The following is a 22412-nucleotide window of genomic DNA, read 5'->3' on the forward strand; positions in this document are numbered from 1 at the left end:
GTCCCCGTACTCACGAGGTACGAGGGTACGGGGTCCGGGAACCGGCATTACGCACGGGGCCGCACCGATCGGACACCGACGCGGCGAACGCCCGGCGGGTTGAGCGAACCCCGGCCGAATCGGTCTCAGTCTCCGGCGGGCCCGGATTTACCGGCTTTCTCCGCCTTCTCGGCCGCCCGCTCGGCGGCCGGGGGGTGGTCGGCCGCCGTCGTCACGTCGATCTCGCGCCAGAAGCCCGCCCGGATCGCGTACCGGTCGTGCTCGTCGATCTGGTCGTCCTTGTGGGCGAGGAGGCCGAAGCGCGCCGCGTACCGCAGGAGTTCGCCGTCGATGCGGTGCGGGATGCGCGGGTAGAGGGAGGACAGCCGGGGCAGGTGACCGGTCTCCGGGAGCCGCTCCATCCAGCGCCGGGCGAAGACCTGCCCCACCTCGTAGGGGTCGCCGCCGACCGTGGTGATGTCCTCCTCGCGGTCGGCCCAGCGCTGTTCGGCGCTGGTGAGCTGGGCGAGCGTCGGCAGGGACGCGGTCTCGGCGGGTTCGCCGAGGGGGCCGCCGCGCTCCACCCAGCCCCGGTCGGAGGACCAGCGCAGGGTCGCCGCGGGCTGCGGTGCCGGCTGGCGCTCGGGCTGTCCCAGCGGGCCGCGCAGGGTGCCGGCCAGGTCCTTGGGGGTGGGCACGCCCTTGGCGGCGGGGCCGTGCGCGGCCGGGGCGGCGCTCTCGCCGGGCCGGGGGGCCGCCTCCTCGCCGGTGCCCGCGGTCCCGGTCCGCTCGGCGGCGCGGGAGGCGCGCTCGGCGGAGGCGGCGAGGGCCGACTCGGGCAGCGGGGCGGAGAGGATGGCGGCGATCTCGGGGCGCGGGACGGGCGGCGGGGCGCAGGGGCCGCCGGTCTCCTTGGCCCGGACGGCCTGGGTGATCCAGGCGCGGTCCAGGACGCGGCGCTCGTCGGCCTCGGCGACCAGGTCCTCGGACTGGTTGTAGTCGCCGTCGGCGGCCTGGACGGCCCAGAGGTGGACGGCGACGCCGTGTTCCTTGGCGGACATCAGGCCGGGGAGCAGATCGCCGTCGCCGGTCACCAGGACCACGTCGGAGCAGGCGCGGTTGCGGGCGAGTTCGGTGAGTTCGGCGTGCATCGCGGCGTCGACGCCCTTCTGCGCCCAGCGCCCGTCGCTGCGGGTGAGGGCGCCGAGGCGGACCGTGACCCGCGGCATGACGCGCAGTCTGCGGTGTTCGGGCTGCGGGACGCGGTCGGGCGCGCCGTCGAACCAGTAGATCCGCAGCAGGGGCTGTGCGGTGTCGGCCTCGGCGCGTTCGCGCAGCTGCTGGATCAGGGCCGCGTGGTCGACGGTGATGCGGGACCGGGCGGGTTCTCCCGCCAGCAGGCTCGCGGCTGCGCCCAGCAGATAGCCGGCGTCCACCAGGACGACGCAACGGTCCACGCGTTCCACCCTCTTCCAGGCACTCGGGTTCGGGTTTTCCCAGGGTTCCTTCGAGTCTGCCCGACCGCGACGGGGTTGACGGCCGGAACTGGATCATCGGCGTGGCGGATCGCGAAAAGCGCGCATCATACCCCCTCACTACGCACGGTAATGATCCGACATGCGATGTTTATCCGATTATGTGAATCTGACGGTGGTCCTGGCCCCGAGAGTCCTTACAGGAGGAACACCATGGCCAAGAACAAGAACCGCAAGCAGGGCAGCCATCAGGAGCGCGCTTCGCAGGCGGAGCGCGGCACCCAGGAGGCGCGCTCGACGGCTTTCGAGTCGCAGAGCCAGTCCCAGGCGCAGGCCCAGGGCAGCCCTGCCGATGTTGCGCGCAAGCATCAGCGGCGCTTCGGCCACAACTGACCGGGACTTCTCCGGTACGGCCATCGGCCGGCAGACCGGAAGGGGCGGCCCCGCTTCGGCGGAGCCGCCCCTTCCGTGCGCCGCTGCTCAGCCGGCCAGGCAGGAGGGGCCGAGCAGCACCTTCAGGTCGCCGAAGAGCGCCGGGTCGGGCTTGACCCGGTGCCGGTCGAGCCGCAGCACCGTGGTCTTGCGGGGGCCCTGGAGCCTGATGCGTACCTCGGTGTCGCCCCGGTGGCTGTTCAGCACCTCGCCGAGCCGGCTGACCATGGGCGGGGTGACCCGGACGGTGGGAATGGTCAGCACGACCGGCGCGTTGGTCCCGGCCGAGGACAGGTCGGGGACCTGCATCTCCATCGCGACCAGGCGCGGCACGTCCTCGCGCTTGTCCAGGCGCCCCTTGACGAAGACGACGGTGTCCTCGACGAGCTGGGTGGAGACCAGCTGGTAGGTGGCGGGGAAGAACATGCACTCGATGGAACCGGCCAGGTCCTCCACGGTGGCGATGGCCCAGGCGTTGCCCTGCTTGGTCATCTTGCGCTGGAGGCCGGAGATGATGCCGCCGATGGTGACGATCGCGCCGTCGCTGTGCTCGCCGCCGGTCAGCTGCGAGATCGCGGCGTCCGACTTGTCGCTCAGCACGTGCTCGATGCCGAAGAGCGGGTGGTCGGAGACGTACAGCCCGAGCATCTCGCGCTCCTGGGCCAGCAGATAGGACTTCTCCCACTCGATGTCGGAGAACTCCACGTCGAGCCCGAAGCCCGGCTCGTCGCTCTCCTCGTCGCCGCCGCCGAAGAGGTCGAACTGGCCCTCGGCCTCCTTGCGCTTGACCTGCACCACGTTGTCGATCATGGGTTCGTGGTGGGCGACGAGCCCCTTGCGGGTGTGGCCCATCTCGTCGAAGGCGCCGGCCTTGATGAGGGACTCCACGGTCCGCTTGTTGCAGACGACCGCCTCGACCTTGTCCAGGAAGTCGGGGAAGGAGCTGTACTTCCCCTTCGTCTTGCGGCACCGGATGATCGAGTCCACGACGTTCTGGCCGACGTTGCGCACGGCCGTCAGCCCGAACAGGATGACGTCGTCGCCCTGGGCGGCGAAGTTGGACTCCGACTCGTTGACGTTCGGCGGGAGCACCTTGATGCCCATGCGGCGGCACTCGTTGAGGTAGATCGCCGACTTGTCCTTGTCGTCCTTGACCGAGGTCAGCAGGGCGGCCATGTACTCGGCGGGGTAGTTCGCCTTGAGGTACGCGGTCCAGTAGGTGACCAGCCCGTACGCGGAGGAGTGCGCCTTGTTGAACGCGTACCCGGCGAACGGGACCAGCACGTCCCACAGCGCCTTGATCGCCGCGTCCGAGAAGCCCTTCTCCTTGGCGCCGGCCTCGAAGAGCACGAAGTTCTTCGCCAGCTCCTCGGGCTTCTTCTTGCCCATCACGCGGCGCAGGATGTCGGCCTCGCCGAGCGAGTACCCGGCGACGATCTGGGCGGCCTTCTGCACCTGCTCCTGGTACACGATCAGGCCGTAGGTGAGGCCGAGGACGTCCTTGAGGGGCTCCTCCAGCTCCGGGTGGATCGGGGTGATCTCCTGGCGGCCGTTCTTGCGCTCGGCGTAGTTCGTGTGCGAGTTCATGCCCATCGGGCCCGGCCGGTAGAGGGCCGAGACGGCGGAAATGTCCTCGAAGTTGTCGGGCTGCATCTGGCGCAGCAGGGAGCGCATCGGCCCGCCGTCGAACTGGAAGACGCCGAGCGTGTCGCCGCGGCAGAGCAGTTCGAAGGTCTTCGGGTCGTCGAGCGGGAGCGAGAGCATCTCCAGGTCGATGCCCTTGTTGGACTTCACCATCTTGATGGCGTCGTCCATGATCGTCAGGTTGCGCAGGCCCAGGAAGTCCATCTTCAGCAGGCCGAGCGACTCGCACTGCGGGTAGTCCCACTGCGTGATGGTGACGCCGTCGGTGTGCCGGACCCAGATCGGGGCGTGGTCCACGATCGGCTCGCTGGACATGATGACGCCCGCGGCGTGCACGCCCATCTGCCGGACCAGGCCCTCGACGCCCTTGGCGGTGTCGATGACCTTCTTGACGTCCGGCTCGTTCTCGTACATCCCCCGGATCTCGCCGGCCTCGCTGTAGCGCGGGTGGCTGGGGTCGGTGATGCCGTTGAGGTCGATGCCCTTGCCGAGGACGTCGGCGGGCATGGCCTTGGTGAGCCGGTCGCCCATGGCGTACGGGTAGCCGAGGACGCGGGCGGAGTCCTTGATCGCGTTCTTGGCCTTGATCTTGCCGTAGGTGCCGATCATGGCGACCTTGTCGGCGCCGTACTTCTCCGTGACGTAGCGGATGACCTCGACGCGCCTGCGCTCGTCGAAGTCGATGTCGACGTCGGGCATGGAGACGCGCTCGGGGTTGAGGAAGCGCTCGAAGATCAGCCCGTGCTCGATCGGGTCGAGGTCGGTGATGCCGAGCGCGTACGAGACGATCGAACCGGCCGCGGAGCCGCGGCCGGGGCCGACCGCGATGCCGTTGTTCTTGGCCCACATGATGAAGTCGGCGACGACCAGGAAGTACCCCGGGAACCCCATCTGGATGATGATGTCCATCTCGTACTCGACCTGCTTCTGCCGGTCCTCCGGGATGCCGTTCGGGAAACGGCGGTTCATCCCGACCCGGACCTCCTCCTGGAACCAGGTGATCTCCGTGTAGCCCTCGGGGATGTCGAACTTCGGCATCAGGTCGCGCTTCTCGAACATCCCGGTGGTGTCGATCTGCTCGGCGACCAGGAGGGTGTTGGCACACCCCTCCTGCCAGGCGTCGGAGGAGTCGACGCCGTACATCTCCTCGGTGGTCTTGAGGTAGTAGCCGGTGCCGTCGAAGCGGAAGCGGTCCGGGTCGGAGAGGTTCTTGCCGGTCTGGATGCACAGCAGGGCGTCGTGCGCGGTCGCCTCGGAGGCGTACGTGTAGTGCGAGTCGTTCGTCACGAGCGGCGGGATGCCGAGCTTCCGGCCGATCTCCAGGAGCCCGTCGCGGACCCGGCGCTCGATCTCGATGCCGTGGTCCATCAGCTCCAGGAAGTAGCGTCCCTCGCCGAAGATGTCCTTGTAGTCGGAGGCCGCCTTGACCGCCTCGTCGAACTGGCCGAGGCGCAGCCGGGTCTGGACCTCGCCGGAGGGGCAGCCGGTGGACGCGATCAGGCCCTCGGACCACTGGGCGATGGTCTCCTTGTCCATGCGGGGCCACTTCTGGAGCCAGCCCTCGGCGTAGGCGTCGGAGGACAGCTTGAAGAGGTTGTGCAGGCCCTTCGCGTTGGCCGCCCAGATCGTCTTGTGCGTGTAACCGCCCGAACCGGAGATGTCGTCGCGCTTCTGGTGCGGCTGCCCCCACAGGACCTTCCGCTTGTGCTTGCGCGACTCGGGCGCCACATACGCCTCGATGCCGATGATCGGCGTCACGTTCGCCTTCTGCGCCGAGTGGAAGAAGTCGTACGCCCCGTGCAGGTTGCCGTGGTCCGTCATGGCGATGTGCGTCATGCCCATGTCGTTGCACGCGTTGAACATGTCCTTGAGCCGCGCGGCACCGTCCAGCAGCGAGTACTGGGTGTGGACGTGAAGGTGCGTGAAGGGCGGCTTGGTCACGGCGCTTTTCCTCCGGGGGACGTGGGGACGACGGGACGTGGGACGTCTCGGGCGGCTGGGGGGTCAGCGTGGAAGTCTACGTCTCCGGCGGGCGCGGCGGCGGGCACTCCGCGATACGGTCGCGCGTTGGAAGGGCGGGACCGCCCGTCCCTTTTGTCATGCACGTCATCACGCCAGGACAGCTACCAGGAGGCACCCAGAGATGTCGGACACGCAGACCGGTGCGGAGCGGCGCGGGGAGCGCATCCTCGAAGTCTTCGACACCGCCTTCGGTGCGCTGCTGGCCGCCGACCCGGCCGCCTTCCGGGTCAAGTTCCGCAAGATGGCGGGCTCGGCCTTCGCGTTCTACCGGGGTACGGCCTGCCTGTTCTACGACGACCTGGAACGCGAGCGGCACGGCGGCCCGTACCTGGACGAGCGCACCGGCCGGGTCTGGATCCACGGCGACCTGCACGCGGAGAACTTCGGCACCTACATGGACGCCAACGGCCGCCTCGTCTTCAACGTGAACGACTTCGACGAGGCGTACGTGGGCCCCTTCACCTGGGACCTCAAGCGCTTCGCCGCCTCGGTCGCCCTGCTGGGGTACGCGAAGGCCCTGGGCGACGACCAGATCGGCGAGCTGGTCCGGATCTACGCGGCGGCCTACCGCGAGCGCGTCCACGCCCTGGCGACGGGCGCCAAGAACGACGAGGTGCCGCCGTTCACCCTGGACACGGCGTCCGGGCCGCTGCTCGGCGCGCTGCGCACCGCCCGCTCGCTGACCCGGTTCTCGCTGCTGGACTCGATGACCGAGATCCGCGACTTCGAGCGCCGGTTCAGCGAGGGCGGCGGGGCCATCGACCTGGACGCGGCCACGCGGTACAAGGTGCTGGCCGCGTTCGACGGCTATCTGGAGACGCTGCCGGAGTCGAGCCTGACCCGGCCGGACTCCTACCGGGTCAAGGACGTGGTGGGCCGGCGCGGCATCGGCATCGGGTCGGCGGGCCTGCCCTCGTACAACATCCTGCTGGAGGGCAACAGCGACGCCCTGGAGAACGATGTGGTGATCTACCTCAAGCAGGCGCAGACCCCGGCCGTTTCCCGGCACATCACGGACGCGGCCGTCCGCGACTACTTCCAGCACGAGGGCCACCGCACGGTGATCTCGCAGCGTGCCCTCCAGGCCCACGCCGACCCCTGGCTGGGCTGGACCGAGCTGGACGGCGCCGGCCAGCTGGTCGCCGAGGTCTCCCCGTACGCGGTCGACCTGGACTGGTCCGACATCGACGAACCGGACGAGATCGCGGCCGTCGTCGCCGACCTGGGCAGGGCCACGGCCACGATGCACTCCGCGGCGGACGACGAGAGCGGCCACTCGCTGGTGCCGTTCTCCACCGAGCGGGCGATCGACGCCGCCATCGCGGCCGACGAGGAGGGGTTCGGGGAGCTGCTGGTGGACTTCGCCCACAGCTACGGTGCCCGCGCCCGCGCGGACCACCAGATCTTCGTGGACCTCTTCCGCAACGGCCGCATTCCGGGGCTGTAGCGGCGGCCCGGCGGGGCCTCCCGGCGGAGAAATCGAACCTTTAGAGCTCGCTTACAGGTTCGCATGCGACACTCCTGGGCGATGGACATATCCGGGACGCAGCTCAGAGCGGCACGCGCGGCGCTTTTCACGGCGCTCGTCGTGACGCTCTCCTCCGCGTCCCACGTCCTGCTCTCGCAGGTCCCGCTGCCGCTGGTGCCCGTCGCCGTGCTGGCCGCGGCCGTCTTCGCGGCGGCCTACGCCCTGGCCGGGCGCCAGCGCGGCTTCGGGGCGATCGCCGGGCTGCTGGTTCCGCTGGAGCTGGCCGCCGACACCTTCTTCACCACCGGCCAGCACCTCTGCTACGGCGCGGCGGGCGGCCCGATAGCGGGCCCGCTGCGCTCGGTCGGCGTCGACGTCCTGTGCGGCGGCGGTGACACCCCCGGCAGTGCCCAGCTCGGCGACGTCGGCACCCCGCTGGCCTCGGTGACCGCGGGCGGCCGGGGCGCCGCCGCGCTGCTGGCCTCCCCCGGCCCGCTGGTCCCCTGGCTGCTGCTGGCCGCCCATGTCTCGGTCGGGCTGCTCGCCGCCGCCTGGCTGCACCGAGGCGAGCTGGCGCTCGCCGGGCTGCTGGGGGCATGCGCGCTGCTGGCGTTCCGGCCGCTGCTGATCGCGGTGGCCGTGGTGGGCGCGGCCGGCCACGCCGTACGCCGCCGGGTGCCCGGCGGAGCACCGGGCCCGCACCTGCTCGTCCACGCCCGCCTCCTCGTGCACTCCGTGGGACGGAGGGGTCCGCCGCTCGTGGCCTGTGTCCTCTGAGCAGCAGACCCCCGTACGACCCCGCGAACCCCACGGAGAACATCACCATGAGCAAGCGCAACAGCCAGGCCAGCAAGACCGCCGCCCGCGAGCGGCTGCGCGCGGAGCGCGAACGCCAGGCCAAGAAGGACCGGGCCCGCCGGCAGGTCGTCGTCGGCGTGTCGGTCGTCGCCGGCATCGCGGTCGTCGGCGGCATCGCCTTCGCCTGGCAGCAGATGAACAAGCCGTCCCGCTGGGAGGAGGCGGCCGACGCGAAGCTGGTCGCCCCCGCGAACACCTCCGGCAAGGACGGCACCACCGTGGTCGTCGGCAAGGACAGCGCCAAGAAGACCCTCAAGATCTACGAGGACCCGCGCTGCCCCATCTGCGCCCAGCTCGAACAGACCGTCGGCCCGACGATGAAGAAGGACATCGACGACGGCAAGTACAAGGTGCAGTTCATCGGCGCCTCCTTCCTGGACACCAACATCCCCGGCGAGGGCTCCCGCAACGCCCTGAGCGCCCTGGGCGCGGCACTGGACGTGAGCCCCGAGGCGTTCACCGAGTACAAGTCGGCGCTCTACTCGGCGAAGTACCACCCGGAGGAGACGGACGACAAGTTCAAGGACAGCGACTACCTCATCGAGATTGCCGACACCGTCAAGGAACTCAAGGGCAACAAGGAGTTCCAGAAGGCGGTGCACGACGGCACCTACGACAAGTGGGCGCTGACCCTGAGCAAGAAGTTCAACGAGGACGGCGAGAAGTACGACTTCCAGGGCACGCCCACCCTCGTCATGGACGACAAGAAGGTCACCGGCAGCGACAACAAGAACGCGCCGATGACCGTCGAGGAGTTCAACGCGGCGATGACCACCGCGCTCAAGGGCTGATCCCTGCCCTCCCGGACGGTGGCGGGCCCGGCGGGTCCGCCACCGTCCGAATCCGGCCACCGCGGCCCTCGGGGTTGCCGATTGGGCCGGATCACCCCCTCCCCAGACATGACATGCACACGTAATCTCCCGGGCGACAGGTGAGGAAACCCCTCCCCTTCCCACGTCCGCGAGGAGACCCCCGTGCGCACTCCCGCCCGTATGTCACCGCGTCTGCGTCACCGTGCGACCGTCATCGCCACCCTGGCCGGCACCCTGGCCCTGGCACCCCTGACCCTGCCCTCCGGCGCCACCGCCGCACCCGCCGAGGCCACCGCCACCCGGTCCGCCGACGCCTGCGCCGACGCCCCGGCCGCCACCGCGCGCCAGGCCCGCCCCTCCGGCGGGCAGCACGCGGCCGACCCCAACGAGCTGACCGCCGCCCAGGCAGCGGCCATGGACCAGCGGCTGCGGCACAGACTCACCGAGCGCCGGGGCACCGGGCCCGCGCTCGCCGCCGGCGCGACCGTCCCGGTGTACGTCCACGTCATCCACTCCGGCAGCACGGGCAAGCTCACCTCGGGCGACATCAGCAACCAGCTCGGCGTCCTCAACGCCGCGTACGGCGGCCAGGGCACCGGCAACACCGCCACCGGCTTCCGCTTCACGCTGGCCGGCACCGACTACACGGACAACGCCTCCTGGTACAACCTCTCCTCCGGCTCGTCGGCGGAGAAGGCGATGAAGACCTCCCTGCGCAAGGGCGGCGCGAACGCGCTCAACATCTACACCGCCAACCTGGGCGGCGGGCTCCTGGGCTGGGCGACCTTCCCCAGCTCCTACACCTCGAACCCCGCGATGGACGGCGTCGTCGTCCTGGACGCCTCGCTGCCGGGCGGCCCCGCGACGCACTACAACGAGGGCGACACCGCGACGCACGAGGTCGGCCACTGGCTCGGGCTCTACCACACGTTCCAGGGCGGCTGCAACGGCAAGGGCGACTACGTGGCCGACACCCCGGCCGAGAAGAGCCCCGCCTACGAGTGCCCGACCGGCCGCGACTCCTGCGCCCGGCAGACCGGCGCCGACCCGATACACAACTTCATGGACTACACGTACGACGCCTGCATGACCCAATTCACTCCGGGCCAGGCACAGCGGATGAACGACAGCTGGGCCGCGTACCGGGGCTGACCGGCACCTGCCGCACCCCACGGGCCCCGCGCGACCGCCGCGCGGGGCCCCCGTGCGTCACAGCGTGGCGAGGAAGCCGATCGCGACCCGCCAGGCCAGCTCCGCCGCCGCCCGGTCGAAGTCGGGCAGCTCCGGGTCGGTGAACAGGTGCCCGGCGCCCGGATAGCGGTAGATCTCCACGTCGGCGCCGGTGCGCTGCATGTCCAGGTACCACGAGTTCAGCCAGTCCGGCGTCTCGTACGGGTCCGGGTCGGCCACGTGCAGCTGCACCGGCAGCTCGTCCACCGAGGCGTTCTCCGCGATGTCCGACGTGCCGTGCAGGAGCAGCAGCCCGCGCGCCTTCGCGTCGCCGAGCGCCAGCGTCTGGGCGATCGAGGCGCCCAGTGAGAATCCCGCGTACACCAGGCCCCGGTCGGAGTAGGGCGCGGCGGCGAGAACGGCCCGCTTCAGCAACTCCTCCTTGCCGGTCCGCTCCCGGAACGCTTCCGCTTCCTCCACCGATTCGAAGGTGTGCCCCTCGAACAGATCGGGCACGCGCACCTCGTGCCCTGCGGCGCGCAGCCGGTCGGCCGCGGCATGGACCGCGGGGCGCGGACCGTACATCGAGTGGAAAAGCATGATGTTCATGAGGCCCATGGTGCCAGTTGCGTTCGAGACGATGGAGAGCGACAGCATGGAGAACGTACTGCGACCGCTGATCGTCCTGGGCGGCTCGGTCGCGATCACCCTGGCGGCCGGCTGGCTGCTGGACCTGCTGCTCAGACGCGCCGACGCCCGGCACCACGAGACCCCGCTGTGGGGTCTGCTGCGGCGCTGCCGTATTCCGTTCCAGCTGGTCATGTGCGCGGCGCTGCTGCGCGGCACGTACGCGCAGACCAGGCTCGGCGCGGTCCGCGACCACCACGTGGGCATCGGCCGGCTGCTGACGCTGGTGCTGATCGGCGCCTCCGCCTGGCTGGTGGTGCGCAGCGCCATAGCGGTGGTCGACTCGGTGTACGCGCGCTACGCGGCGGCCCACAACCGCGACCCCGCGCGGGTGCGGCGGGTGCGCACCCAGGTGACGCTGATCCAGCGGGTGGTCGTCGCGGTGGTGACGATCGTGGCCGTCGCGGCGATGCTGCTGACGTTCCCGGCGATGCAGACGGTCGGGACCTCGATGCTGGCCTCGGCCGGGGTGCTCGGCATCGTCGCCGGTGTCGCGGCCCAGTCCACGCTCGGCAACCTCTTCGCCGGACTCCAGATCGCTTTCGGGGACATGGTCCGCATCGGCGACACGGTGGTGGTGGACGGCGAGTGGGGCACGATCGAGGAGATCACGCTGACCTTCCTCGCGGTGCGTACGTGGGACGAGCGGCGGATCACGATGCCCGTCTCCTACTTCACGGCCCAGCCGTTCGAGAACTGGTCGCGCGGGGGCGCGCAGATGACGGGCTCGGTCTACTTCCATCTGGACCACTCGGCGCCCATCGCGGCGATGCGCGACAAGCTGCGGGACATCCTCGGCGACTGCGCCGCCTGGGACGGCCGGAACTGGTCGCTCGCGGTCACCGACACCACGCCCACGACGATCCAGGTGCGGGCGGTCGTCACGGCGAAGGACGCGGACGACATCTGGACGGCCCGCTGCGCGGTGCGCGAGCAGCTGGTCGGCTGGCTGCGCGACCACCACCCGTACGCGCTGCCGCGCGTCGCGACGGCCCCCGCGGCGCTGCCGCCCGACGGCGCCCGGCCGTCCGTCCCGCTGAACGGCCGGGACGACAAGCCCGCGAACGGCTGGGACAAGGCCCCGCGCACGGGGCGCGGCTGACCGCCCTCAGCGCAGGCTGCGCACGTCGAGCTGCCGCAGCACCCGGTCCACGACCTCGGGGTCGGCGCCGGGTTCGCTGCGTGCGGCGAGCACCGCGTGGCGGGCGGCCGACATCATCTCGCGCTGGACGCGGCCGACCGTGCGGAACCGCTCGACGCGCCTGGCGTAGGCCTCGCGCCGTTCGTCGTCGCCCATCTCGGGGCTGATCCGGGCCCCCACCTCGTAGGCCAGCCGGTGCAGCCGCTCGACGACCTCCTCGGGGAGGTCCTCGGTCTCCTCGATGGTCTTGAGCCGCTGCCGGGCCGCCTTCGCCGCCCGGACCGCCAGTTCCCGTTCCAGGGCCGCTTCGGCATCGGTGTCCGCGCGCACCCCGAGCCGCCGCACCAGCCAGGGCAGGGTCAGCCCCTGGAAGACCAGGGTCACCATGATCACGGAGAACGCGATGAAGACGATCTCGTCGCGGCCGGGGAACGGACTGCCGTCGTCCGTCTCGAGCGGGATCGCCAGGGCCAGCGCGACGGAGGCCACCCCGCGCATCCCGGCCCACCACATGACGACGGTCTCCCGCCAGCTGGTGGGGATCTCCTCGCTGACGTCCCGCCGGGTGTGCAGCCGCTTGGCCAGCCAGGTGGCGGGGAGCAGATAGAGCAGCCGTACGCCGACGACGACCGCGACGACGGCGAGGCCCCAGCCCGTCATCTCCCACCCGCGCCCGTCCGCCGTACCGAACACGTTGTGCAGTTCGAGGCCGATCAGGCCGAAGGCGATCCCGGTGACGAGGGTGTCGACGATCTCCCAGAAGGTGCGTCCGGTGAGCCGGCCGAGGACGTCGTCGGCGTCCGCGGTGTGCTCCGCGAGGAACATCGCGGTCATCAGCACGGCGAGGACGCCGGAGCCCATCAGCTCCTCGGCGAGCGCGTAGCTGACGAACGGCACCAGCAGGGTCAGCCCGACCTGGAGGGTGGCGTCGCCGAGCAGCCCCATCAGCTTGATGGTGAGCCAGCCGAGCGCGACCCCGACCGCGACCGCGACCACGGCGGACAGCGCCAGCAGCCCGAACGCCTCGGGCAGCGAGAACGTTCCGCTGACCGCCGCCGCGATGGCCACGTGGTAGAGCACGATCGCGGTGACGTCGTTGAACAGGCCCTCGCCCTCCAGGATGGAGACCAGCCGGCGGGGCAGCCCGACCGACCCGGCGACGGCGGTGGCCGCGACCGGGTCCGGCGGGGCGACGAGCGCGCCGAGGGCGACGGCGGCGGCCAGCGGCAGCCCCGGCACGATCGCGTCGGCCACCACGGCGACCGCCGCCGTCGTCAGGAAGACCAGCGCCACGGCCAGCAGGAAGATGGGCCGCCTGTTCGCCGCGAACTGCCGCCAGGAGGTGCGCTGCACGGAGGCGTAGAGCAGCGGGGGCAGCAGGGCGGGGAGGATGATCTCCGGCGGGATGTCCACGTCGGGCACGAAGCTGGCGAAGGCCAGCACGGCCCCGAACAGGGTCATCAGGACCGGCGCCGGCAGCTTCAGCCGGTCCCCGAGCGGCACCGTGACCACGGCTCCGAGCAGCAGCAGGAGCAGCAGTGACATCTGGTCCATGGGGGCGCCTGGTTCAGCGGCTCTCCGCCGCGATCCGGTCCAGCGCCCGCTGGAGGTCCTCGGGGTAGGAGCTGGTGAACTCGACCCAGCGCCCGTCCGAGGGGTGCTCGAAGCCCAGCTTGACGGCGTGCAGCCACTGCCGGGTCAGGCCGAGGCGCTTGGCCATGGTGGGGTCGGCGCCGTAGGTGAGGTCGCCGACGCAGGGGTGGCGGTGGGCGGACATGTGCACCCGGATCTGGTGGGTGCGGCCGGTCTCCAGCTTGATGTCCAGGAGGCTGGCGGCCCGGTACGCCTCGATGAGGTCGTAGTGCGTGACGGATGCCTTGCCGTCCGCGACGACCGCCCACTTGTAGTCGTGGTTGGGGTGGCGGCCGATGGGGGCGTCGATGGTGCCGCTCATCGGGTCCGGGTGGCCCTGGACCAGCGCGTTGTACTTCTTCTCGACGACCCGGTCGCGGAACTGGGCCTTGAGCAGGGTGTAGGCGCGCTCGGACTTGGCGACGACCATCAGTCCGGAGGTGCCGACGTCGAGGCGGTGGACGATGCCCTGGCGCTCGGCGGCGCCGGAGGTGGAGATGCGGTACCCGGCGGCGGCGAGGCCGCCGATGACGGTGGTGCCGGTCCAGCCGGGGCTGGGGTGGGCGGCGACGCCGACCGGCTTCACGATGACCACGATGTCGTCGTCGTCGTGGACGATCTCCATGCCCTCGACGGGTTCGGCGACGACCCGGACCGGGGCGGGCGCCTGCGGCATCTCCACTTCCAGCCAGGCACCGCCGTGCACCCGCTCGGACTTGCCGACCACCGCGCCGTCCACCTGCACCTTGCCGGAGGCGGCCAGATCGGCGGCCTTGGTGCGGGAGAACCCGAACATCCGGGAGATGGCGGCGTCGACGCGCTCGCCCTCCAGACCATCGGGGACGGGCAGGGTGCGGACCTCGGGTTGCGTACTCACCAGTCGAGTATGCCTTGCGTCCCCTAGTCCTTGTGCACGGTGCCGTCCGGGTCCAGGCCCTTGAAGGAGAGGAGCACGATCAGGATGCCGCCGCAGACGATCGCGGAGTCGGCCAGGTTGAAGATGGCGAAGTGCGCGGGGGCGATGAAGTCCACCACCGCGCCCTCGAACACGCCCGGCGCGCGGAAGATGCGGTCGGTGAGGTTGCCGAGCGCCCCGCCGAGCAGCAGCCCGAGCGCGATGGCCCACGGCAGGCTGTACAGCTTGCGGGCGAGCCGGGCGATCACCACGATGACGGTCGCCGCGATGGCCGTGAAGATGAAGGTGAACGCCTCGCCGAAGCCGAAGGCGGCGCCCGAGTTGCGGATGGCGTCGAGTTTGAGCCAGTCGCCGATCAGCTCGATCGGCTCCTGGTGCTCCAGCTTCGCCACGACGAGCATCTTGCTGCCGAGGTCGATGAGGTAGGCGACGAGGGCGACGCAGAACAGCAGGATGACCCGGCGCCGGCGGGTGGCCGCCGACCGGTCGACCGCGGTGGCCCCGGCCTCGGCCGTGGCGCCGGTGTCCTGCCCCTCCGGCGCCGCCTCGCCGTCGCCCTCGGTTCCGGTGATGTCCGGCGTGTCGATGATGCGCTCCGCCTCAGCCACGTGAGTCCCTCAACCTAGTTCCCGACTGATAGTCGAGGGTACGGCACAGGTGTGCGGGTCAGCCCCTTCGCTCCTGCTTCTGCTTGTCCTCGACACAGAGGGTGGCCCGGGGGAACGCCTGCATCCGCGCCTTGCCGATCGGCTTGCCGCAGACCTCGCACAGCCCGTACGTACCGGCCTCCAGCCGGGCCAGTGCCCGCTCGGTCTGGTCCAGCATCTCCTGCGCGTTGGCGGCGAGCTGCATCTCGTGCTCGCGGGTGATGTTCTTGGTGCCGGTGTCGGCCTCGTCGTCGCCCGCCCCGTCGCCGGAGTCCCGCATCAGCCCGGCGAGCGCCATGCCGGACGCCTCCAGCTCGTTGCGGAGCCTGGTCACGTCACCGGTCAGCTCCTCGCGCGCGGAGGCGACCTCCTCGGCCGTCCAGGGCTCCTCGCCCGGCCGCACGGCCAGCTCGCCGGGCGCCGTGGCGGCGCGGGCGGGCGGCACCGGCGCCGTGTCCTGGTCGGCGGTTCGCGTACTGGCCGGGCTCTTCTTGGCTGCCACCGTGTGGGCTCCCGTCTGCTCGGCGGCCTCGGCCGCCCCCGTGGTCGCCGGGGCCGCGTCGGCCCCGGTCTTCTTCGGCGTGGTCCTGCGGCCCTCCGCCGAGGAGGCGGAGGTCTTCTTCCCTGCGGACGCCGTCTTCTTCGCCGCCGTCTTCTTCGCCGCTGCCTTCTTGGCCGGCGCCTTCTTCGCGGGCGCCTTCTTCTCCACCATGGCCGCGGCCCCTTCACGGATTGTGATCTTGCACGCGAGTCGTGCTGGGACGATAAGTCGACCCCGCCCGCGCGGCAACCGGGCACGCCGCCGCACCGCCCCTCCCCGCGCCCTCCCGTGTCCGGATCACCGCGTGCCTGCATCCGTTGTGCCCAGCTCCCCGCCGGGTAATCCGGCCTTCGCCCCGTGCGCCCCGCCGTGCTCCGGTCCGGTGCGGGCCGTATGGCCATTCGGGTCACGCCCGGCCCCCGCCCAAACCGGTCGGACAGTGCCCGCCGCGGCCCGTACACTGGCCTCAGCGAGAGGCGTGGATGGGACGAGTAGCGTCGTACGCGGCCAGCAGCGATCCGGGGACGGTGGGAGCCCGGAGGCGAGCGCGACGCGAAGATCACCCCGGAGCCGCCGGAAGAACGCCCCGAGCGGGCCAGTAGAACCGGCATCGCACCCCAATGAGGGGGTCCGGGGCGCAGGCCCGGGGCCAAGGAGGGTGGTACCGCGGGGACCGGCTCGGTTCTCGTCCCTCCGACGGAAGAGGACGCGTCCGCCGGAGGAAGCCCGCACATGACATCGCCGCAGTACCGCCAGGTACCCGCCCAGGTCGACCTGCCCGCCCTCGAGCACGCCGTGCTCGACTTCTGGCGCGAGAGCAAGGTCTTCCGCAAGAGCCTCGACCAGTCCGAGGGCCGCCCCGAGTGGGTGTTCTACGAGGGCCCGCCGACCGCCAACGGCATGCCCGGCGCCCACCACATCGAGGCCCGCGTCTTCAAGGACGTCTTCCCCCGCTTCCGGACCATGCAGGGCTACCACGTGGGCCGCAAGGCCGGCTGGGACTGCCACGGCCTGCCGGTCGAGCTCGCGGTCGAGAAGGAGCTGGGCTTCAACGGCAAGAAGGACATCGAGGCGTACGGCATCGCCGAGTTCAACGCCAAGTGCCGCGAGTCCGTGACCCGGCACACCGACGCCTTCGCCGAGCTGACGACCCGCATGGGCTACTGGGTCGACCTCGACGACGCGTACCGCACGATGGACCCCGAGTACGTCGAGTCCGTGTGGTGGTCGCTGAAGGAGATCTTCAACAAGGGGCTGCTGGTCCAGGACCACCGCGTCGCCCCCTGGTGCCCCCGCTGCGGCACCGGCCTGTCCGACCACGAGCTGGCGCAGGGCTACGAGACGGTCGTCGACCCCTCGGTCTTCGTGCGCTTCCCGCTCACCTCCGGCCCGCTGGCCGGCGAGGCGGCGCTGCTGGTCTGGACGACGACCCCGTGGACCCTGGTGTCCAACACCGCCGTCGCCGCCCACCCGGACGTCGCCTACGTGGTCGCGACGAACGGCGAGGAGAAGCTCGTCGTCGCCCGGCCGCTGGTCGAGAAGGCCCTCGGCGAGGGCTGGGAGCTCACCGGGCAGACGTTCACCGGCCGCGAGATGGAGCGCTGGACGTACGAGCGCCCGTTCGCCCTCGTCGACTTCCCGGCCGAGGCGCACTACGTCGTCAACGCCGAGTACGTGACGACCGAGGACGGTACGGGTCTGGTCCACCAGTCCCCCGCCTTCGGCGCCGACGACCTCCTGGTCTGCAAGGCGTACGGCCTGCCGGTGGTCAACCCGGTCCGCCCCGACGGCACCTTCGAGGAGGACCTGCCCCTGGTCGGCGGGGTCTTCTTCAAGAAGGCCGACGAGGCGCTGACCGAGGACCTCAAGGACCGCGGCCTGCTCTTCCGCCACGTCCCGTACGAGCACAGCTACCCGCACTGCTGGCGCTGCCACACCGCCCTGCTGTACTACGCGCAGCCGTCCTGGTACATCCGCACGACGGCGGTCAAGGAGCGGCTGCTCCAGGAGAACGAGAAGACCAACTGGTTCCCGGACTCGGTCAAGCACGGCCGCTTCGGCGACTGGCTGACCAACAACGTCGACTGGGCGCTCTCCCGCAACCGCTACTGGGGCACCCCGCTGCCGATCTGGCGCTGCGAGGAGGGCCACCTCACCTGCGTGGGCTCGCGCGCCGAGCTGGGCGAGCTGGCCGGCTCCGACCTCTCCCGCCTGGACCCGCACCGCCCGTTCATCGACGACGTGACCTTCGCCTGTACGCACGAGGGCTGCGGCCTGGAGGCGCGCCGGGTCCCGGAGGTCATCGACGCCTGGTACGACTCGGGCTCGATGCCGTTCGCGCAGTGGGGCTACCCGTACAAGAACAAGGAGATCTTCGAGAGCCGGTACCCGGCGCAGTTCATCTCGGAGGCCATCGACCAGACCCGCGGCTGGTTCTACACGCTGATGGCGGTCGGCACGCTGGTCTTCGACAAGTCGTCCTACGAGAACGTGGTCTGCCTGGGCCACATCCTCGCCGAGGACGGCCGCAAGATGTCCAAGCACCTGGGCAACATCCTCCAGCCGATCCCGCTCATGGACCAGCACGGCGCCGACGCGGTCCGCTGGTTCATGGCGGCGGGCGGCTCCCCCTGGGCGGCCCGGCGGGTCGGTCACGGCACGATCCAGGAGGTCGTCCGCAAGACGCTCCTCACCTACTGGAACACGGTCGCCTTCCAGGCCCTGTACGCCCGCACCTCGAACTGGGCGCCCTCGGCCGCCGACCCGGCGCCCGCCGACCGCACGGTCCTGGACCGCTGGCTGCTGGGCGAGCTGAACACCCTGGTCGAGCAGGTCACCCGGGCGCTGGAGGGCTACGACACCCAGCGGGCCGGCAAGCTGCTGTCCGCGTTCGTCGACGACCTGTCCAACTGGTACGTGCGCCGCTCCCGCCGCCGCTTCTGGCAGGGCGACAAGGCGGCCCTGCGCACGCTGCACGAGGTCGTCGAGACGGTGACCCGGCTGATGGCCCCGCTCACCCCGTTCATCACCGAGCGGGTCTGGCAGGACCTGGTGGTGCCGGTCACCCCGGACGCGCCGGAGTCGGTCCACCTGTCGTCCTGGCCGAAGGCGGACCCGGCGGCCGTCGACCCCGCCCTCTCGGCGCAGATGGCGCTCGTGCGCCGGCTGGTCGAGCTGGGCCGGGCCACCCGCGCCGAGTCCGGCGTCAAGACCCGTCAGCCGCTCTCCCGCGCCCTGGTGGCGGCCTCCGGCTTCGAGGCCCTCTCCGCCGAGCTGCGCGCCCAGATCACGGAGGAGCTGAACGTCACCTCGCTGGCCTCGCTGTCCGAGGTGGGCGGCTCGCTGGTCGACACCACGGCCAAGGCGAACTTCCGGGCGCTCGGCAAGCGCTTCGGCAAGGGCGTCCAGGCGGTGGCCAAGGCCGTGGCCAACGCGGACGCGGCGGCCCTGTCGCTGGCCCTGCGCGAGTCGGGCACCGCCTCCGTGGAGGTGGAGGGCGAGCCGATCGCCCTCGCCCCGGACGAGGTGATCATCACGGAGACCCCGCGCGAGGGCTGGTCGGTCGCCTCCGACTCGGGCGCCACGGTCGCGCTGGACCTGGAGATCACCCCGGAGCTGCGGCGCGCGGGGCTGGCCCGTGACGCGATCCGCCTGATCCAGGAGGCCCGCAAGAACAGCGGCCTGGACGTCGCGGACCGCATCGCCGTCCGCTGGACCTCCACCTCCCCCGCGACGGCGGAGGCCCTCACCGAGCACGCGACGCTGATCGCGGACGAGGTGCTCGCGCTGGACTACGCCCGGGGCGAGGCGGACGCCGCGTACGGCACGCCCTTCGAGGACGAGACCCTCGCCCTGACGTTCCGCCTCCGCAAGACGCAGGCGTAACCACCGCACGCGAAAGGGCCGGGCCCCGGGGAAAACCCCGGGGCCCGGCCCTTTGCCTGCCGACGGCTACGCGCTCGACGAGCGCGCGCCGCTCAGTTGTCGTCCTCGTCGATCAGGAAGCCCCGCATCGGCGACGGAGCCTGCATCGGCTGCGGCGCCTGCGGCCGCACCGGTGCCATCGGCTGCGTCATCGCCGGGGACATCTGCTGCTGGCCGCCGTACGACGGGCCACCGCCCATGGACGGGTTGCCGCCACCCATCGGCGGGTTGCCGTGACCGCCGTGGCCACCGCTCATGGAGTGACCCATGGCACCCGCGCCGGCCGGGGCCAGCGAGGGCGACGGCGGCAGCGAGGCGGCGGCCGGCGTCCGCGGCGGGGCCAGCGAGTCGTCCGACTGGGTCTCCAGCTGGCGCAGCTGGCTCTCCAGGTAGGACTTCAGACGCGTGCGGTACTCGCGCTCGAAGCCGCGCAGGTCCTCGACCTTGCGCTCCAGCGTCGCGCGGGCCGACTCCAGCGAGCCCATCGCCACGCGGTGCTTCTCCTGGGCGTCCCGCTCCAGCGCGTCCGCCTTGGCGCGGGCGTCCCGCTCCAGGCCCTCGGCGCGGCTGCGCGCCTCGCCGACGATCTTGTTGGCCTCGGACCGGGCCTCCGCGATCGCCTGGTCGGCGGTCTGCTGGGCCAGGGACAGGACACGGGCGGCGCTGTCGCCACCGGGGCCCTGCTGCTGCTGCATCTGCGGCGGCGGCTGCATCTGCTGCATCTGCTGCTGCGGGTTGTGACCGCCCATGGGGCCGCCCATCGGTCCGCCCATGGGACCACCCTGCATCGGGCCGGGGCCGTGGGGGCCCTGCGGTCCGGGACCGTGCGGGCCCTGGGGGCCGTGGCCGCTGGGACCGGCCGGCAGCTGCGGAGCACCACCTGGCAGTTGGGGGGGACCCATCTGCGGGGGCTGCTGCTGAACCGGCGGGCCCGATATGGCGGCGGGCACCGGGGCACCGGGCCGCTCCTGCTGCTCCGGCGGCTTGCGCATGCCCTGCTGCTGGTTCTGCGCGGCGGCACGCGTGGCGGCGGCCAGCTTGGCGCGCAGGTCCTCGTTCTCACGGAGCAGGCGGGTCAGCTCCGACTCGACCTCGTCGAGGAAGGCATCGACCTCGTCCTCGTCGTAGCCCTCTCGGAGGCGGACCGTCGTGAACTGCTTGTTCCGCACGTCCTCGGGAGTCAGCGGCATCTCTTCTTCACCTCTACGTAGTCGTCGGCAGTCGGCAAGACGGTATCGCTCACAGCCCGCTCACAATGCTGATCAGGATGGAAACGATGATCATCAGAACGAAGAAGGACAGGTCGAGTGCCACGCCCCCGAGACGCAGCGGCGGGATGAACCGCCGCAGGAGCTTGAGCGGTGGATCGGTGACCGTGTACGTCGTCTCGAGTACGACCACCATCGGCTTGCCCGGCTGCCATGAACGTGCGAACTGGAAGACGTAGTCCATGACGAGCCTGAAGATCAGCACGATGAGGAAACACATCAACGCGATGTAGACAACACTTTGTGCGACGCCCATCCTCGCGCTTCCCTCTCCCCTGGCTCTCGTAGCTCCGGCCTCCCGGCCGGGTTGTTCCCGGTGTCGTGTTCTCAGCTCTGGTTGAAGAATCCGCCCTCTGCGATACGGGCCTTGTCCTCCGCCGTGACATCGACGTTAGCAGGCGACAACAGGAACACCTTCTGTGTCACACGCTCAATGCTGCCATGGAGACCGAAGACGAGTCCTGCGGCAAAGTCGACAAGTCGCTTCGCGTCCGTGTCGTCCATCTCCGTGAGATTCATGATCACCGGAGTGCCCTCGCGGAAGTGTTCCCCGATGGTACGGGCTTCGTTGTACGTCCTGGGGTGCAGCGTGGTGATCCGGTAGGGCTCCCGCTCGGACACGACCTTGGGCATGATCACCGGTGCGTTCTTCTCCATGTTCGGGCGTTCAGGTGTGATGGATGCCACGGGTGCGATCCGGGCGGGTCGCTCGCGCTCCGCCGGGATCTGGACCGGCTCCCGCTGTGCCGGAGGCTGTGCCGCGCGTACCGGTTCGTCGCGCTCCCGGTCGCGCTCCACCTGGTGGGCGGGCTGGTGCCGGCGCCGGTCGCGCTCGGGCTCCGGCTCGGGTTCGAATTCGTCGTCGGGGTCGAACCCCGGACCGTCGTACCCATCGTCCTCCACGAGGCCGAGGTAGACCGCCATCTTGCGCATCGCGCCGGCCATGCTCTGAGTCCTCCGCTCTGTGGTGGATCGGCTTCTGTCACCAGGTTGCCGCGATCCACTCCGGCCTGACCGCCATAGGCGGTAATGACCATATTTTCTGCTGTGGTCCGACCTGCTTGGCGACGTTACCCGAGCCCGGCGCGGACTCCGAGTACCGCAGTACCGACGCGCACATGTGTCGCTCCGGCCGCGATGGCGTCCTCGAGGTCCGCACTCATCCCCGCTGAGACCATGTTCGCAGCCGGATGGTTCCCGCGCAGCCGGGATGAGAATTCCATCAGCCGGTCGAACGCGGCCCGTTGGCGCCCGGCGAACGGGCCGGAGAGCGGGGCGACGGTCATCAGTCCGTCCAGCCGCAGACCGGGCGCGCCGGCCACCGCGTCCGCCAACTCCCCGATGCCGTCCGGGGCGACACCGCCGCGGGCGCCCCGCTCGCCGCTCTCCGCGTCGAGCGCGACCTGGATGAGGCAGCCGATCTCGCGGCCGGCCCGTCCGGCCGCCGACGAGAGGGCGGTGACCAGCTTCGTACGGTCCACCGACTGCACAACATCGGCATAACTGACCACAGAGCGAACCTTATTGGTCTGCAACTGACCGACAAAATGCCATGAGAGGGACAGATCCGAGCACTCGGCGGCCTTCGGAGCGGCGTCCTGGTCGCGGTTCTCCGCGACCTGACGCACACCGAGTCCATGCAGAATCCGCACATCACTCGCCGGGTAGGTCTTGGTGACGACGAGAAGGGTCACCTCCCCGCGGTCGCGGCCGGCCGCGGCGCAGGCCGAGGCGATCCGTTCCTCCACCCGCGCCAGGTTCGCGGCGAGTTCTTCCTTGCGTTCCGTCATGCCCTA

General features: G+C 70.8%; 18 protein-coding genes. 7 read left to right on the forward strand and 11 right to left on the reverse strand.

Annotated features, from left to right (window positions below; all coding sequences use genetic code 11):
- Positions 1-125 precede the first annotated feature (125 nt).
- Entirely contained in the window at positions 126-1445 is a 1320-nt protein-coding gene (locus OG710_RS06105) for an NYN domain-containing protein (RefSeq protein WP_330238413.1), read from the reverse strand.
- 222 nt (positions 1446-1667) lie between these two features.
- On the opposite strand from OG710_RS06105, the gene OG710_RS06110 reads away from it, so the two are divergent.
- A complete protein-coding gene (locus tag OG710_RS06110; RefSeq protein WP_111332726.1) occupies positions 1668-1847 on the forward strand; it encodes a hypothetical protein in 180 nt (59 codons plus the stop codon).
- An 87-nt stretch (positions 1848-1934) separates the two neighbouring features.
- Here the strand turns inward: OG710_RS06110 and dnaE are convergent, their stop codons facing one another.
- Positions 1935-5471 carry a DNA polymerase III subunit alpha gene (dnaE, locus tag OG710_RS06115; protein WP_330238414.1) on the reverse strand — a complete coding sequence of 1179 codons (3537 nt, stop codon included), beginning with the start codon at positions 5469-5471 and terminating at the stop codon, positions 1935-1937.
- Positions 5472-5673: 202 nt separating this feature from the next.
- Here dnaE and OG710_RS06120 point away from each other — a divergent pair, with 202 nt between their 5' ends.
- The 4 genes from OG710_RS06120 (at position 5674) to OG710_RS06135 (ending at position 9842) form a co-directional block, all read left to right on the forward strand.
- Positions 5674-6999 carry a DUF2252 domain-containing protein gene (locus OG710_RS06120; protein WP_111332720.1) on the forward strand — a complete coding sequence of 442 codons (1326 nt, stop codon included), beginning with the start codon at positions 5674-5676 and terminating at the stop codon, positions 6997-6999.
- A gap of 81 nt (positions 7000-7080) precedes the next feature.
- Positions 7081-7797 carry a hypothetical protein gene (locus OG710_RS06125; RefSeq protein WP_330238415.1) on the forward strand — a complete coding sequence of 239 codons (717 nt, stop codon included), beginning with the start codon at positions 7081-7083 and terminating at the stop codon, positions 7795-7797.
- 47 nt (positions 7798-7844) lie between these two features.
- A complete protein-coding gene (locus OG710_RS06130; RefSeq protein WP_330238416.1) occupies positions 7845-8669 on the forward strand; it encodes a thioredoxin domain-containing protein in 825 nt (274 codons plus the stop codon).
- A gap of 201 nt (positions 8670-8870) precedes the next feature.
- On the forward strand, positions 8871-9842 hold the full coding sequence (locus OG710_RS06135) for a zinc metalloprotease (RefSeq protein ID WP_330242165.1): 972 nt from the start codon (positions 8871-8873) through the stop codon (positions 9840-9842).
- A gap of 57 nt (positions 9843-9899) precedes the next feature.
- Here OG710_RS06135 and OG710_RS06140 read toward each other — a convergent pair whose 3' ends face one another.
- Complete coding sequence (locus OG710_RS06140) at positions 9900-10478, reverse strand: dienelactone hydrolase family protein (protein WP_330238417.1); 579 nt, start codon at positions 10476-10478, stop codon at positions 9900-9902.
- A gap of 37 nt (positions 10479-10515) precedes the next feature.
- On the opposite strand from OG710_RS06140, the gene OG710_RS06145 reads away from it, so the two are divergent.
- Complete coding sequence (locus tag OG710_RS06145; RefSeq protein ID WP_330242166.1) at positions 10516-11649, forward strand: mechanosensitive ion channel family protein; 1134 nt, start codon at positions 10516-10518, stop codon at positions 11647-11649.
- Positions 11650-11655: 6 nt separating this feature from the next.
- Here OG710_RS06145 and OG710_RS06150 read toward each other — a convergent pair whose 3' ends face one another.
- Genes OG710_RS06150 through OG710_RS06165 form a run of 4 tightly spaced genes read right to left on the reverse strand, consistent with a single transcriptional unit; the run spans position 11656 to position 15595 of the window.
- Complete coding sequence (locus tag OG710_RS06150) at positions 11656-13242, reverse strand: Na+/H+ antiporter (RefSeq protein WP_330238418.1); 1587 nt, start codon at positions 13240-13242, stop codon at positions 11656-11658.
- 13 nt (positions 13243-13255) lie between these two features.
- A complete protein-coding gene (locus OG710_RS06155; RefSeq protein ID WP_111332706.1) occupies positions 13256-14197 on the reverse strand; it encodes an RluA family pseudouridine synthase in 942 nt (313 codons plus the stop codon).
- A 23-nt stretch (positions 14198-14220) separates the two neighbouring features.
- A complete protein-coding gene (gene lspA / locus OG710_RS06160; protein WP_330238419.1) occupies positions 14221-14844 on the reverse strand; it encodes a signal peptidase II in 624 nt (207 codons plus the stop codon).
- 58 nt (positions 14845-14902) lie between these two features.
- A complete protein-coding gene (locus tag OG710_RS06165; RefSeq protein ID WP_330238420.1) occupies positions 14903-15595 on the reverse strand; it encodes a TraR/DksA family transcriptional regulator in 693 nt (230 codons plus the stop codon).
- A 561-nt stretch (positions 15596-16156) separates the two neighbouring features.
- Here OG710_RS06165 and ileS point away from each other — a divergent pair.
- A complete protein-coding gene (gene ileS, locus OG710_RS06170) occupies positions 16157-19309 on the forward strand; it encodes an isoleucine--tRNA ligase (protein WP_330238421.1) in 3153 nt (1050 codons plus the stop codon).
- Positions 19310-19401: 92 nt separating this feature from the next.
- Here the strand turns inward: ileS and OG710_RS06175 are convergent, their stop codons facing one another.
- The 4 genes from OG710_RS06175 to OG710_RS06190 all read right to left on the reverse strand — a co-directional run bounded on the left by OG710_RS06175 (position 19402) and on the right by OG710_RS06190 (position 22406).
- The gene (locus OG710_RS06175) at positions 19402-20538 is read right to left on the reverse strand and encodes a DivIVA domain-containing protein (RefSeq protein WP_330238422.1); all 1137 of its coding nucleotides are present in this window, start codon (positions 20536-20538) and stop codon (positions 19402-19404) included.
- 49 nt (positions 20539-20587) lie between these two features.
- A complete protein-coding gene (locus OG710_RS06180) occupies positions 20588-20872 on the reverse strand; it encodes a YggT family protein (RefSeq protein ID WP_111332689.1) in 285 nt (94 codons plus the stop codon).
- Between the two features lie 71 nt (positions 20873-20943).
- Positions 20944-21561 carry a cell division protein SepF gene (locus OG710_RS06185; protein WP_330238423.1) on the reverse strand — a complete coding sequence of 206 codons (618 nt, stop codon included), beginning with the start codon at positions 21559-21561 and terminating at the stop codon, positions 20944-20946.
- Between the two features lie 125 nt (positions 21562-21686).
- Positions 21687-22406: a YggS family pyridoxal phosphate-dependent enzyme gene (locus OG710_RS06190; RefSeq protein WP_111332683.1), complete on the reverse strand. Its 720-nt coding sequence runs from the start codon at positions 22404-22406 to the stop codon at positions 21687-21689.
- Between the last annotated feature and the right edge of the window lie 6 nt (positions 22407-22412).

It is taken from the genome of Streptomyces sp. NBC_00525, assembly GCF_036346595.1.
In the GTDB taxonomy this organism is placed as follows: Bacteria; Actinomycetota; Actinomycetes; order Streptomycetales; family Streptomycetaceae; genus Streptomyces.